Source organism: Bacillus sp. Y3, assembly GCF_008123875.1.
In the GTDB taxonomy this organism is placed as follows: Bacteria; Bacillota; Bacilli; order Bacillales; family Bacillaceae; genus Bacillus; species Bacillus altitudinis.
On the sequence record NZ_VSSC01000003.1, the window covers coordinates 546,885 to 560,094 of the forward strand.

Genomic DNA, 13,210 nt, shown 5'->3' on the forward strand with positions numbered 1-13,210 from the left:
TCTTTACGCTTTCTGGTGGGCTTTCATCATTTGAATCAGCTCATCAAGCTTCACTTCAATTTGTTCACCCGTTGTCGTATCTTTTACGTTTACAATTTGCTGCGCGAGCTCATCTTCACCAAGAACTGCAATAAACTTGGCTTTCAAGCGGTCTGCCGCTTTAAATTGTGCTTTTAGCTTTTTCCCTGTATAGTCCATTTCACTTGAAATGCCTTCTTTTCTTAGGCGATTCAATAAGCCAACAGCATAATCTTTTGCTTGATCTCCTAATGCCGCAATGTATAAATCAATGCCGTCTTGAACAGGAAGCTCAATCTTCTCTGCATCAATCGCTGATAGGAAACGTTCAATACTCATCGCAAAGCCGATACCTGGTGATTCAGGACCGCCAATTCCTTCAACGAGTCCATCATAACGGCCGCCGCCGGCTAATGTTGTGATCGCACCAAAGCCTTCTGCATTACTCATAATCTCAAAGGCAGTGTGATTGTAATAATCAAGACCGCGCACTAAGTTCGGATCGACGACATATTCAATGCCTAGATCGGTTAAATATTGTTTTACTTTTTCAAAATAAGTCCGTGATTCTTCATTTAAGTAATCTTGAATGGATGGTGCCGTTGCCATCAGTTCGTGATCGCGGTCCTTTTTACAATCAAGAATACGCAATGGATTTTGATGTAAACGAATTTGGCAGTCGTGACAGAATTCATCAATTCTTGGTTCAAAATGCTCGACAAGTGCTTGACGGTAATCTGCACGGCTTTCTTTGTCACCAAGGCTGTTAATGACGAGTTTTAAGTTGGAAAGACCCGCTTTCTCATACACACTCATCGCTAATGAAATGACCTCTGCATCAATGGCAGGATCTTTTGAACCGATCGCTTCAATTCCGAATTGATAAAATTGACGATATCTTCCCGTTTGCGGACGCTCATAGCGGAACATTGGTCCAATGTAGTACAGCTTTGTAGGCTGTGCAGGCTGTGCAAACAGTTTATTTTCAACATAAGAACGGACAGTTGAAGCTGTTCCTTCTGGGCGAAGTGTGATGCTACGTCCTTTTTTGTCTTCAAATGTGTACATCTCTTTTTGAACGATATCTGTTGACTCGCCTACTCCTCGTGCAAACAGTTCCGTATGCTCAAAAATCGGTGTGCGGATTTCTTTGTATTGAAAGGCTGCACATGTATCTCTCGCAATTTGTTCAACATACTGCCAGCGTTCTGATTCTCCCGGTAAAATATCCTGTGTGCCTCTTGGAATATTAAAACTCATTTTTCGTCCTCCTACGACCATCATTCATTTTTTATGTGGACATATAAAAAACCCCCGCCTCTACTATGTGTATAGTAGGGACGAGAGTTATACCCGTGGTGCCACCCTAGTTGGAACATGATCTAGCCATGTTCCCGCTCAAATCCTTAACGCAGATTCACGTTCTCCGCCTAATGACTCATTTTTTGAGTGTTCAGCAGGAAACCTACAGAGTGTTCTTTCGTGATAAATGCCATGCGGATTCGCTTTCAGCCTAAGGCGATTCCTCTCTGCTCACGCAATTTACCCTACTATTCTCTATCATCAGTTCCACATTTTAAATTTTCAAGTGTGTTGATTTATATTATAATAAGGTCGGTGCTGCCACTCTGTCAACCCTTGCCGTGTCTCTTTTTCTTTTCCAGCTCTTCTTTTGACGTGCATCCGTATTCAGATGCCGTTTCTTCAAGGAAGCCTGGTTGATCCATTTCGTCGTGCTGCCAGCGATCGATATCACGATGTCCATTATATTGCACTCGTCCTAATTTTCTGCTTAATCTCATGTTTGTACATCCTTTTATCACATTTTTATCTAGTATAAACAGATTGATTCATTTTTATTAGGGAAACCGCAAGGAATTCATCCATTACATAACGAATTAACATTCATCGGTTTTACAAGGGAGGGGAAAACACCGTTTTGAATCTGAAAACACACCATCACATGATGTTGCTGCTCACCTGTTTTGTCCTCATTGCCAGCACTTGGCCAATGACACATGCGACGGCTCAAACAGATCAAGCTGTCGTTGCAACAGATGAAATCAATGTGCGAACCGGACCTGGTTTAAGCTACGGGATCGCAGCAGTTGTGAAACGAGGAGAAAGCTACCCGATTCTCACTGAACAAGGAGAATGGGTACAGATCGGGCTATCGAACGGACAAAAAGGCTGGGTCGTCTCATGGCTGATTACTAAGTCATCTGATGCACAAAAGCCTGCTAAGCAAAAGACGCAAGGTCAAAGTACGCAAGGAAGCAGTTCGATTACGTCAACAGCCTCCGACCTTCGCATTCGGACAGGCCCAGGGACTTCCTATCAAGTCATTGGCACTTTTCCGCAGGGCGCTTCCGCTAAAAAGCTGGACACAAGCGGCGAATGGACAAAAATATCGTACAAACAAGCGGAAGGCTGGGTCCACTCTGATTATATTTCTGGCGGACAAAACGCTTCTTCATCCAGTTCAGCTGAGCCCGCTCGTTCTAAACAGTCCGGCACAGTTGGCGTATCAAGCTTGAATGTTCGAAAATCGGCGGCACCAAATGCACAAGTGGCCGCTTCACTTTCCCGCAACACTCAAGTCACCATTTTACGGGAGCAAAATGGCTGGTATGAAATCGAAGCAAAAGGCGTTAAAGGTTGGGTTGCAAGTTATTATATTGTCTCAAGCCAAGGAACAAGTGCAGCACCTGAAAAGAATTCTTCCTCTTCGTCATCTCATCAGAAAGCGTACATCGTTTATGATGGAACGAATATTAGAAAAAGCGCTTCTACCTCTGCTGGTATTGCAGAAAGAGCAACAAAAGGAGCTGCTTATCAAATTGTTCGTACGCAAGGTGACTGGTACGAGGTGACATTATCAAACGGCGGAACAGGCTACGTGGCGAGCTGGGTCGTTCAAACAAAGAAAAATAGCAGCGAAGCACCAAGACCTCAGCAGGATTCATCGTCTGGCACTGGATCTTTAAAAGGCAAAACAATTGTTCTTGATCCTGGGCATGGCGGAAAAGACAGCGGCACGATCGGCGCAGACGGTGCATTTGAAAAGAATATCACGATCAAAACCGCTCATTTGCTGGCGGGTAAGTTAAGAGCTTCTGGAGCAAATGTCTATTTAACACGAAGTGATGATACATTCATCAGCCTTCAATCGAGGGTTGCCACTTCACATTACCGAAATGCAGATGCATTTATTAGTCTTCATTATGATAGTTTTATGGACCCAAGTATCAGAGGGAGCACCGCATATTATTATCAGGCATCCAAAGATCAAAGCCTGGCGACAAGCGTTCATACGGAAGTCGCAAAACGATCACAGATCCCTGATAAAGGAGTCAAATTTGGAGATTATTTTGTTTTAAGAGAAAACAAGCGCCCTTCCCTTTTATATGAACTCGGCTATTTAAGCAATCCTCAAGAAGAAGCGATCATTTATAGCGCCTCTTACCAAGAACGAGTGACAGAAGGAATGACAGAAGGATTAAAACAATATTTCCGATAGAAAAAAGAGGCCGCTGCGCCTCTTTTTTGTTTGATCGCAAAAGAAAAAGACTCTAAACAAACTCTCAGCAAGAGTTTATCTACAGTCTAATGTCTTTCTATTCTTTGCTGTCCATCAACATGGTGACTGGCCCCGAATTGGTCAATGAGACGTCCATCATCGCCCCAAAACGTCCAGTTTCAACATGGATGCCCTTTTCTCTAAGCGTTTCATTGAAGCATTCGTAAAGTGAATTCGCCACATCCGGTTTGGCAGCTTTCATAAAGTTCGGCCGTCTGCCTTTCCTCGTATCACCATAAAGAGTAAATTGAGATACAGACAGCACGCTTCCTTTTACATCCAATAACGAAAGATTCATTTTCCCGTTTTCATCTTCAAAAATACGCAAGTGTGCGAGCTTTTCAGCTAAGTAATGCACATCTTCTTCTGTGTCTTCATGTGTAACCCCAACGAGCACCATATAGCCTTCATTGATGGCACCTGTGATCTCTTCTCCTACTTTCACAGATGCACTCGTCACACGCTGAACAACAAGCCTCATAGACGATATACTTCCTTTCTAATTCATGAATCGGCGAACAGAGTAAATGTCTTTGATTTGTTTGATGCGTTCTACCACTTTGTGCAAATGGTTAATATTTTGGATAAAGATCGCCATATGGATCGTCGCCACTTTGTTACGATCAGACTTACCAGAAACCGACGAGATGTTCGTTTTGGTTTCGTTGACTGCTTGAAGCACCTCATTAAGTAAGCCGCGTCTGTCATATCCTAATATCTCAATTTCCACATTGTATTCTTTACGGTTTCGAGCAGGCTGTTCATGCTCCCACTCAACCGGGATTAACCGTTCCTGCGCTTCTCCTGTCTTTACGTTCGGACAGTCATCACGGTGAACAGATACGCCACGGCCTTTTGTAATAAAGCCAACAATGCTATCACCAGGAACAGGATTACAACACTTAGATAAACGGACAAGCAAGTTATCAATGCCTTTCACTCGCACGCCAGCTTCCCGTTTTTTCCCGTGATATGGTTTTGACTCTACAGACACTTCTTGAACGGTTTTCTCTTGTTCTTCCTGATCTCTTTGTTTTCTTTCTTTTTCCGTTAAACGATTCGCCACTTGGAGTGCCGTAATTCCGTTATAACCAACGGCTGCATACATGTCCTCTTCATTTGAGAAATTAAATTTATCAGCCACTTTTTGCAGATTTTCAGCGGTCAAAATGTCTTTAACATCGAACTCAAGGTTTTTGATTTCTTTCTCCACAAGTTCTCGGCCTTTTTCGACATTTTCTTCACGGCGCTGTTTCTTGAAAAACTGTCTGATCTTGTGCTTCGCTTGGGAGGTTTGGGCAAGTTTGACCCAATCCTGGCTTGGTCCATAGCTATGCTTAGATGTCAGAATTTCAATAATGTCACCTGTTTTTAGCTTATGATCAAGTGTGACCATTTTACCGTTGACTTTGGCTCCGATTGTTTTATTCCCAATTTCCGAATGAATCCGGTATGAGAAATCAATTGGAACTGAACCAGACGGCAGCTCTATGACGTCTCCTTTTGGTGTAAATACAAACACCATATCAGAGAAGAGATCGATTTTTAACGATTCCATAAATTCTTCCGCATCTGTGGATTCATTTTGGAATTCAAGGATTTCTCTAAACCAAGACAGCTTCTTCTGGAAAACGGCTTCTTCCGTCGATTCTGCTGACTCTTTGCCTTCTTTATACGCCCAGTGTGCCGCAATTCCGTATTCCGCAATTTCGTGCATTTCCACTGTACGAATCTGAACTTCAAGCGGGTCCCCTTTTGGACCAATCACCGTTGTATGAAGAGACTGATACATGTTCGGCTTTGGCATCGCAATATAATCCTTAAATCTGCCTGGCATCGGCTTCCAGCACGTATGAATAATACCAAGTACCGCATAGCAGTCTTTAATGCTGTCAACCAAAATACGAACAGCCAGCAAATCATATATTTCATTAAATTGCTTATTTTGCATGACCATTTTTCGATAAATACTATAAATATGTTTCGGTCTGCCGGAGAATTCAGCCTTAATGTTCACCTCAGACACGCGGTCTTTTACTTCATTAACAACCTCGTCCAAGTATTCCTCACGTTCCGCTCGTTTGCGCTTCATGAGATTCACAATCCGGTAGTATTGCTGCGGATTTAAATAGCGGAGGGCTGTATCTTCAAGCTCCCACTTAATCTTTGAAATCCCTAATCTGTGCGCAAGCGGTGCAAAGATCTCAAGGGTTTCATTTGAAATTCTTCGCTGCTTTTCCTGCGGAAGATGTTTGAGTGTTCTCATATTGTGAAGACGGTCTGCCAGCTTAATTAAGATGACGCGAATATCCTGCGCCATTGCAACAAACATTTTACGATGGTTTTCAGCCTGTTGTTCTTCTTGTGATTTATATTTAATCTTTCCGAGCTTTGTCACACCATCAACAAGCATGGCCACTTCTTCGTTAAAATGCTCTTTTAAATCTTCTAATGTCACATCCGTGTCTTCGACAACATCATGCAAGAAGCCGCCAGCAATGGTCGAAGGGTCCATTTCAAGATCAACAAGAATTCCCGCCACTTGAATAGGATGGATAATATAGGGCTCACCGGATTTCCGGTATTGCTCCTTGTGAGCATTTTCAGCATATTCGTATGCACGCTCTATAAATTGAATATGTTCAGCGGACAGGTATTCTCTTGCCTTATCAATGACCTGCTGCGCCGTTAAAACTTGTTCGTTCGCCATGGAATCACCTTTTTAAATGAAAACTGTATTGTAGTTTATTATCAAGAAAAATTCGATAGATGTAAAGAGAAGAAGTCCGCTAAAAGATTTTTGATAGGAAAAAAGCACCCTTCTTACTGAGTGCTTTTTGCGTAAAACTCCATTAGTATTGCATTAACGTCAAGATGTCGTAACCGTCAAGCTTCTTTCTGCCATCAAGATACGTCAGCTCAATTAAAAATGCAATCCCTGCCACAACGCCGCCTAATTCCTCAACCAGCTTGATGGATGCTTCAATCGTTCCACCTGTCGCAAGCAAATCATCTGTGATCAGTACACGCTGACCAGGACGAATTGCATCTTTATGAATCGTTAATACATCTTTACCGTATTCCAAACCGTAATCGACTTTGATGACTTCACGAGGAAGCTTTCCTTCTTTACGAACTGGGGCAAAACCTACACCAAGTGCGTATGCTACAGGGCAGCCAATAATGAATCCACGCGCTTCAGGTCCAACAATCAGATCAATGTCTCTTTCCTTCGCGTATTCAACGATTTGATCCGTTGCATAACGGTACACTTCGCCTTTATCCATTAACGTTGTAATATCTTTAAATTGTACACCTTCCTTTGGGTAGTCAGGTACAACTGTCACATATTGTTTTAAATCCATCTTTTCCTTTTCCTCCTCGTACGTCAAAGCACAGGTGAGACTTCGCTCATCATGCTATTCAGCCATTCCTTCAGCTCTTTGGCTGAGGAATATGTTAGTGTTTGATCGAGTTCCATCAATCGTTGTTTTGCTGTATAAGACGATGATGCGGTTAAATCTTTTTTAGGGGCATCACGCACTATTGACAGCACACCATTCTCTATTTTAACAAAACCGAGTTCAAAAAACACCTTTGTCATAAAAATGATTGTATCTTTTGTCCAACCTCTATGTTTGGCAAGCTCCATGCCTTGTTCTTTAATAGGAAAACTTCCCCGTTTGAACAAGAACCCATAAAACCATTTGAATTGATCACGGCTCGGGAATGAGGACATAAAGTGATCTTCTTTCCGCTGAAACACCGTATAAATTCTTGCTGGTTGTTGATTTTCTAAAAGCAGCTTGAGCAAGTGTTCATCGGCAGGAACATCGGCAAAGATCACATACTTTTCCTGCACATCAAACGTGGATACATTTTCTGCATCAATAAGATGAATCGGAATATCCACTAGCTCCGATTGCTTTTTTGTTTCTTCGTCAAAACAGAAGACCATCGTTTTTGCTGGATCAAGTGTTGATACTTTCTTTTCCCAATCTTTTTTCCCGCGTAAATCAAAGAGCTGCCATTCATCTACTCTAGCGTCTTTTAGCATGAGCTGAGGTTTCTTTCGGTTATTCCATTCATTAATCGAGACCTCGCCAACGACAGAGATTTGACTCCCTGGGACAAGTTCTTCTTTTAGTTTGCCTTGATGAAAACCGACACAGTCGAGCAGCTTGTCTTCGTCTTTTAGTGACATTTTAATGTGATTTTGATTGGCCCCGATCGTTCGGATGTCTTCAAGCTGGGCGTCTTCAATCATAATGAACGGCTTAGGATTCTGCATGCCAAACGGGGACAGCAGTCCTACTTCTTCAATGGCTTGCACCGTCATTTCGTCCACTTTACATACTGCATCGACCCGTTGAATTGGAATAAAATCTTCTTCAGTCAACGTTTCATTTGCATATTGATTCAATCTTTCCCTAAGTAAAGGAACATCATCCGCTTGAAGTGTCATTCCTGCTGCCATCGGGTGTCCACCGAAATGCGGCAGGATGTCACGGCACTTACTCAAATGGAAAAATAAATCAAAGCCAGGAATACTTCGTGCTGACCCTTTCGCCATCTGCGTTTCTTCGTCTATTCCAAGCACAATCGCCGGACGAGAAAATGTATCCGTCAATTTTGAGGCAACAATGCCGACAACGCCTGGATTCCAGCCAGCTTTTGCTACGACGATAGCAGACTGGTCAGCGCCTGTCTCTTCAACCATTTGAATGGCTTCTTCCGTGATCGTACTCACAATTTTCTGCCGTTCTTTGTTCAATTCTTGTACAAAACGAGCGAGTTCTTCTGCTTCATCCATATCCTCAGTCATGAGAAGATGAACAGCCGGATCTGCCTGCTCAATTCGTCCAACAGCATTCAGCCTTGGGGCAATTTGAAAGCCGACCGTTTCCTCATTTGCTTCTTCAAGAGTGGCGCCTGCTTCTTTTAATAACGCTTTTAACCCAGGCCGTCTAGACTGTCGAAGCTGCAGAAGACCTTTTTTGGCAATCCATCTATTTTCATCATGCAGCGGGACAAGATCCGCAATTGTACCGATTGCAGCAAGATCTAATAATTCTACTGGGAGTTTACCGAGGAGTGCATGTGCCACTTTAAACGCAACACCGACACCCGCCAGCTCTTTAAACGGATACTCACACCCAGGCTGCTTAGGATGTACAATTGCAAGTGCCTCAGGCAGTTCCTCGCTTGGTTCATGGTGATCTGTGATGATCAGGTCTAATCCTATTTCTTTTGCAATACGTGCTTCATTTACAGCAGCGATCCCTGTATCCACGGTGATGACAAGCGATGCTCCTTGCTCTTTGATATATCGGAAAGCCTGTTCGTTTGGCCCATATCCTTCTTTAAATCGATCTGGAATATAAAAGTCTACCTTCGCAGATCGTTCTTTAAGTGTATGTAAAAGTACAGACGTACTTGTCACACCATCTGCATCATAATCTCCGAAGATCACAATCGATTCCTGCTCTTCGATCGCTTTGTTGATGCGCTCTACTGCTACTTTCATTCCTTTTAATAAGAATGGATCATGAAATTCGGCTTTTTGATCAAATAAAAAAGACCTCGCTTCTTCTACTTCTTCGAGCCCTCTTTGTACAAGAAGTGATGCAGTCAGCGCTGAAATATTCAGATTTTCAGAGAGTGATTTCACTTTTTCTTCGCTAGGATGTTCATATTCCCAACGCATTTTGGATAATAACATAAATTCACCCCTCAACCACACTATTATACTAGAGTGGACTGAGGGGTTTCAATTTTTATTTTATGAAATTGTACTGGAAGATTATTTTTCCTTCCGGTCAAAAGACGCTGGCTGTTCTTTTAAAGGTGTGACATTCGTTTTCTTTTGAACGTCTTTGTCCGCCTTTTTATGAGAAGAAGCAGGGCTTGCTTTAGCGGCTGCGTGTTCAGCTTTTAATGTTTTTAATTCACGTTTTAGTTTCACAATTTGGAAAATCCCCGCAAAAGCCACAATGAGTCCGCCCATAAGAACAGAACCGATAATGACAAGGATCAGCGGCCATTCAGCCGTTCCAAATAAGTAGTCTACCTGTACAGGCCGCACGTTAATAACAGCAAATACTGAGACAATTAATACGAAAATAAATGCGAGTATGATGGTCCATTGTTGTTTATTCATCTACAAATCCCCCAAGCTTTTTCTTTTATTCTTCCCTCTTTCTTGTCCTTTTTAAACACAGAAAGAAAATTGCGGAAGGTTTTCTATCAGCATGGGCGCTTAGCTGCTGAGTTTTTCTTTAATGAGGCTCTTTAATTCTTTTCTTTCTCCAGAGATGACAAGGGTGTCTCCTTCTTCAATCACCGTATCTGGTCCTGGGTTTAAAATTTTCTCATGTGATTTTCTCACAATGGCAATGACTGTCACTTGATAGTTTTGGCGAACACTCAGGTCTCCGATCGTCTGGTTAACAGCCGGTGCGTTCTTTTCAATCTTAAACCATTCAATGATGAGTTCATCAATGGCCACCTCCACTGTCTCAAGCGCTTTTGGTTTATAGACCATGCCGCCTAAAATAGCCGAGATTTGTCTTGCTTCTTCATCGCTAAGCAAGATACCAGAAATACATTCTTCGTGATCATCTTCTTGAAAATGATACATCTCTCTTCTGCCGTCATCATGTGTGATAATAGCAAGCTTCTCATTATTTCTTGTGATCATTTCGGCTTTGTGACCGATACCTGGCAGTTCAGTTTCCCGAACCTTCATAACAGCCCCTCCAATGAATAAAAGCCAAATGCCCCAAACGGACACTTGCTTTCTATACTGATCTAAACGTATGTCATTATAGCAAAAGACCATTTCAAGATCAATGAAACCCGAAATGTTTTTACATATCATCTTATTGTTGTGACGATGACAAGTATGATGCATGAAAAAAAGACTGCCAAGGTGGCAGTCTTTCTTGTTTAAATATCTTGTTCTGTATCTATTTTAGCCGGCTTTTTCAGCTCACGGCCTTTCCATATCAGCCAAATTTGTGCCGCAATGTAAAGGGATGAATACACCCCTGTTAATAGGCCGACAAGTAAGGCGATGGAGAAGTTTGTAATAGATGCTGAACCGAAAATGAGAAGTGCAATCACCACTACAAGTACAGTGAGTACAGTGTTCACAGAACGTGTAAAGGTTTGCTGTAAACTTAAATTCACAATGTACGATAAATCTTCGATCGTTTTCGGTTTGCGTTTCTTCATTTGCTCACGCACCCTGTCGAAGGTGACAATCGTGTCATTGATCGAGTACCCAATGACCGTGAGTATCGCTGCAATGAAGGTGACATCCACCTCTAAGCGCGTAATACTAAAGAAGGCAACGATAAAGAATGCATCGTAAAGCAGAGAGATTATCGCTGCAATCGCCATTTTATACTCAAATCGGACGGATACATATAAGATAATCCCGATAGAAGCAATGATGACAGCGTATAATGCGTTACGCGCAAGCTCTTTTCCAACTGTCGGAGACACTGTACTTACGTTAGGCTCCGTTCCGTATTTATCTTTGAAGTAATCTTTCACTTCAGCAATTTTTTCTTTATTTGGAACACCGACAAATCGAGCTGCTGCTTGATTTTCTTTTTGACCCGATAACACAACACTGTCTGTCTCAAGGTCTAGCTTTTTAAAATCTTGCTCCACCTGTTCTGTTGACAGCTTATGGTCACTTTGAATATCAACTCTAGTACCACTTGCAAAGTCAATACCTGCGTTGAGCTTGAAGATTGAAAGCACAATGATTCCAGCAATGGTAATGGCTGCTGAGAAAATCATAAAGCCTTTACGTTTGCTGACGAAATCCCATTTATCAAATGGTGTTTTCGGTTCAGTATTTTCAGTTGTTTCATGAATATCAATAATGTCTTTCTGACGAACCCCAAACCAGCCTTTTCTGCGGTCGAGATAGCGGCTTTCTACAAGTAACCCAAGAAGGAATCTTGATAGGAAGACAGCCGTGATAAAGCTTGTCAAAATCGATAGGATAAGCATAGTTGCAAATCCTTTGACAGAGCTTGTTCCAAAGAAGAACAGAACCCCTCCGGCAATGATACTTGTTAAGTTTGCATCAAAGATCGTGGCAAACGATCTGCGGTTACCCGATCTGAAAGCAGAACGGACAGATTTACCGAGCTTGAGCTCTTCTTTAATCCGTTCATACGTAATAATATTGGCATCGACAGCCATCCCTACCCCAAGAATCAATGCAGCGATTCCAGGCAGTGTCATGACCGCACCCATCCAGTCAAAGACTTGAAGTGTGATATAGATATAAGCTGACAGTGTAATGACAGCAACAAGACCTGGTAATCGGTAATAAAACAGCATGAATAAGAAGATAAATGCGATTCCTACAATTCCTGCGAAGACTGTTTCGTTTAGTGCTTGCTCACCAAACTGTGCACTTACAGATGTTGAATATTTTTCGGTTAATTTTACTGGCAATGCGCCGGCATTTAAAATGCTCGCAAGGTCTTTTGCCTCTTGAACCGTAAAGTTTCCTTCGATTTGTACGTCACTGCTGTTAATTTCTTGGTTTACATTCGGCGCAGATACATACTTATGATTTGATTTAGAGACTTCTTTTTTGAAGGAATCTCCCTTATGATAATCAAGCCAAATGACAAGCTGATTGTTTGGTGCCATCGCCGCTACTTTTTTTGTCACGTCACCAAACTTTTTCGCATCCTTTAGTTTGACTGTCACGATCGGCTCATTCGTTTGATTGAATGTTTGTTTTGCACCATTTTCAACAAGATCAGATCCGTTTAGAAGCTCTTTGTCATTCGTATCTCTGAAGGAAAGCTGTGCTTCAGTCGATAGAATCTCCCGTGCTCTGTTTTGATCTTTTACACCCGCAAGCTGTACGCGGATACGGTTGTTTCCTTCAATCGAAATGTTCGGCTCACTGACCCCAAGCACGTTGGCTCTTCGGTTTAAAGCCTCTACTGTACTGACGAGAACACCATTTGTGATCTTGTCTTCTTTTTTCACTGGGTGTACATCATACAGAACTTCAAATCCACCCTGTAAGTCCAGCCCTAGCGTCATATCTTTCGCAACGGGCTTCGTTAATAAGCCCACACCAGTTCCGATTAACAGAACCACTAAGAAAAACGCAAGTATGCGCCCTTTTTTCATTATGTATTTCCTCCTTAAACACCTGAATCCATTTAGATGGCTTATTTCAACAGTTCGTCCAGCATATTCTTGCCATCTTCACTGTCCAAAAAAGCAGACGTTTTAAACGACTGAACGGTTGCATAGTTCATAAATTCGCCAATTTTCACAGATAAAATATCTGCAACCATTTCATGAATCGGATACTCTTGTTTTTTCTTCCACTTCTTATTCTCTAAGTATGACCATAATTCCTCTAAATCTACATCTTTATAGCCCAAAACGATGAATTCTTCAAGCTTACTGAACAGAAAAGGCTTTAGATGGTCTTTGTATATAGCAGCCGGATGTTGTGTCAATGTGAGGCTCCCCCTTTTCAGTTTTTTATCGAGAGACTTGTCATGCTTGGACGATATACACGCATATCTTATTGTATATGATTCTATGTCGTTTGAG

The 13,210-nt window shown here is 42.1% G+C and carries 11 protein-coding genes and 1 other annotated feature; of the genes, 1 reads left to right on the forward strand and 10 read right to left on the reverse strand.

Features of this window, described 5'->3' with window-relative positions; all coding sequences use genetic code 11:
• Positions 1–3: 3 nt before the first annotated feature.
• Positions 4–1,278 (reverse strand): histidine--tRNA ligase, encoded by a 1,275-nt coding sequence (gene hisS, locus FXF70_RS07945; RefSeq protein WP_008342721.1) that lies wholly within the window; start codon positions 1,276–1,278, stop codon positions 4–6.
• A 73-nt stretch (positions 1,279–1,351) separates the two neighbouring features.
• Positions 1,352–1,591 (reverse strand) — a binding site (T-box leader).
• A gap of 58 nt (positions 1,592–1,649) precedes the next feature.
• Positions 1,650–1,820 carry a YrzK family protein gene (locus tag FXF70_RS19035; protein ID WP_003216250.1) on the reverse strand — a complete coding sequence of 57 codons (171 nt, stop codon included), beginning with the start codon at positions 1,818–1,820 and terminating at the stop codon, positions 1,650–1,652.
• Between the two features lie 161 nt (positions 1,821–1,981).
• Here FXF70_RS19035 and FXF70_RS07950 point away from each other — a divergent pair, with 161 nt between their 5' ends.
• A complete protein-coding gene (locus tag FXF70_RS07950) occupies positions 1,982–3,538 on the forward strand; it encodes an N-acetylmuramoyl-L-alanine amidase family protein (RefSeq protein ID WP_429620837.1) in 1,557 nt (518 codons plus the stop codon).
• A 97-nt stretch (positions 3,539–3,635) separates the two neighbouring features.
• Here FXF70_RS07950 and dtd read toward each other — a convergent pair whose 3' ends face one another.
• From dtd to FXF70_RS07990, 8 genes are all read right to left on the reverse strand, one after another.
• Complete coding sequence (gene dtd / locus FXF70_RS07955) at positions 3,636–4,079, reverse strand: D-aminoacyl-tRNA deacylase (protein ID WP_048003401.1); 444 nt, start codon at positions 4,077–4,079, stop codon at positions 3,636–3,638.
• Positions 4,080–4,097: 18 nt separating this feature from the next.
• Positions 4,098–6,308, reverse strand: a complete 2,211-nt coding sequence (locus FXF70_RS07960) for a RelA/SpoT family protein (RefSeq protein ID WP_008342726.1) — start codon at positions 6,306–6,308, stop codon at positions 4,098–4,100.
• A 142-nt stretch (positions 6,309–6,450) separates the two neighbouring features.
• The gene (locus FXF70_RS07965; protein WP_008342729.1) at positions 6,451–6,963 is read right to left on the reverse strand and encodes an adenine phosphoribosyltransferase; all 513 of its coding nucleotides are present in this window, start codon (positions 6,961–6,963) and stop codon (positions 6,451–6,453) included.
• Between the two features lie 23 nt (positions 6,964–6,986).
• Positions 6,987–9,320, reverse strand: coding sequence for a single-stranded-DNA-specific exonuclease RecJ (gene recJ / locus FXF70_RS07970; protein WP_098680674.1), 2,334 nt, complete (start codon positions 9,318–9,320; stop codon positions 6,987–6,989).
• A gap of 81 nt (positions 9,321–9,401) precedes the next feature.
• Positions 9,402–9,758 carry a LapA family protein gene (locus FXF70_RS07975; RefSeq protein WP_017367707.1) on the reverse strand — a complete coding sequence of 119 codons (357 nt, stop codon included), beginning with the start codon at positions 9,756–9,758 and terminating at the stop codon, positions 9,402–9,404.
• Between the two features lie 99 nt (positions 9,759–9,857).
• Positions 9,858–10,346, reverse strand: a complete 489-nt coding sequence (locus tag FXF70_RS07980; protein ID WP_008342734.1) for a cation:proton antiporter regulatory subunit — start codon at positions 10,344–10,346, stop codon at positions 9,858–9,860.
• A 200-nt stretch (positions 10,347–10,546) separates the two neighbouring features.
• Positions 10,547–12,775: a protein translocase subunit SecDF gene (gene secDF, locus FXF70_RS07985; RefSeq protein WP_048001809.1), complete on the reverse strand. Its 2,229-nt coding sequence runs from the start codon at positions 12,773–12,775 to the stop codon at positions 10,547–10,549.
• Positions 12,776–12,816: 41 nt separating this feature from the next.
• The gene (locus FXF70_RS07990; protein WP_003216788.1) at positions 12,817–13,113 is read right to left on the reverse strand and encodes a post-transcriptional regulator; all 297 of its coding nucleotides are present in this window, start codon (positions 13,111–13,113) and stop codon (positions 12,817–12,819) included.
• Between the last annotated feature and the right edge of the window lie 97 nt (positions 13,114–13,210).

Excerpts from the sequence above, each read along its gene's own strand:
- hisS (WP_008342721.1), bottom strand. The coding sequence starts at position 1,278 with ATGAGTTTTAATATTCCAAGAGGCACACAGGATATTTTACCGGGAGAA.
- FXF70_RS19035 (WP_003216250.1), bottom strand. The coding sequence starts at position 1,820 with ATGAGATTAAGCAGAAAATTAGGACGAGTGCAATATAATGGACATCGT.
- FXF70_RS07950 (WP_429620837.1), top strand. The coding sequence starts at position 1,982 with ATGATGTTGCTGCTCACCTGTTTTGTCCTCATTGCCAGCACTTGGCCA.
- dtd (WP_048003401.1), bottom strand. The coding sequence starts at position 4,079 with ATGAGGCTTGTTGTTCAGCGTGTGACGAGTGCATCTGTGAAAGTAGGA.
- FXF70_RS07960 (WP_008342726.1), bottom strand. The coding sequence starts at position 6,308 with ATGGCGAACGAACAAGTTTTAACGGCGCAGCAGGTCATTGATAAGGCA.
- FXF70_RS07965 (WP_008342729.1), bottom strand. The coding sequence starts at position 6,963 with ATGGATTTAAAACAATATGTGACAGTTGTACCTGACTACCCAAAGGAA.
- recJ (WP_098680674.1), bottom strand. The coding sequence starts at position 9,320 with ATGTTATTATCCAAAATGCGTTGGGAATATGAACATCCTAGCGAAGAA.
- FXF70_RS07975 (WP_017367707.1), bottom strand. The coding sequence starts at position 9,758 with ATGAATAAACAACAATGGACCATCATACTCGCATTTATTTTCGTATTA.
- FXF70_RS07980 (WP_008342734.1), bottom strand. The coding sequence starts at position 10,346 with ATGAAGGTTCGGGAAACTGAACTGCCAGGTATCGGTCACAAAGCCGAA.
- secDF (WP_048001809.1), bottom strand. The coding sequence starts at position 12,775 with ATGAAAAAAGGGCGCATACTTGCGTTTTTCTTAGTGGTTCTGTTAATC.